Consider the following 633-nt stretch of genomic DNA (forward strand, 5'->3'; position numbering starts at 1 on the left):
GCGGCCGCCGGGGCGGCTGGCGTGTGTTCCGCCAGCAGGCGGCCCAGCAGCGCGCCCAGCCGCAGATCGTCCAGATGGCCGAAGTGGTGCAGGCGCACGCGGCCCTGCGGGTCCAGCACCACCAGGCTGGGCGTTCCGCTGAGCGACAGGCTCTGCATGGTCCGTGGAATGCTGCGCGGCGCATCGGGCTGGTCCAGGCCGATGGGAAAGCGCAGCCGGTATTCGTGGATGAAGGCCTGCAGCGCCTCTGGCGTGCCCTGCACGGCGTGGTGCTCGAACACCGTGTGCAGTCCGATCACGACGAGTTGATCCGGCGCAAACGCCTCATGCACGCGCCGCGCCTGCGGGATGCCGTGCTCCACGCAGCCAGGGCACAGCATCTGAAAAGCGTGCAGCACCACCACGCGCCCGCGCAGGCTGTCCAGCGTGAGCGGCTCGGGGGTGTTGAACCAGTGCGCCACCTGCAGCGGCGGCGCAGGTGCAAAGAAGGACGCGGCGGCGGTCATGGGCAGGCCTTGCGGAACGGGAAAAGCGCCACCCTACAACATGGGCGAATGTGCCTGCTGAGGCAAGGGCGTGTGCGCCGACGCTCAGCGTGTGACCGGCAGGCGCAGGGTGAAGCAGGCGCCCGCC

1 protein-coding gene is annotated in these 633 nt (G+C 70.3%); it reads right to left on the reverse strand.

Going from position 1 to position 633, the window contains the following annotated elements:
• On the reverse strand, window positions 1–506 hold a 506-nt coding region (locus tag A612_RS01780), incomplete at its 3' end, for a redoxin domain-containing protein (RefSeq protein ID WP_019372901.1).
• Between the last annotated feature and the right edge of the window lie 127 nt (window positions 507–633).

Source organism: Melaminivora alkalimesophila (assembly GCF_000282995.1).
GTDB classification, from domain to species: Bacteria; Pseudomonadota; Gammaproteobacteria; order Burkholderiales; family Burkholderiaceae_C; genus Melaminivora; species Melaminivora alkalimesophila.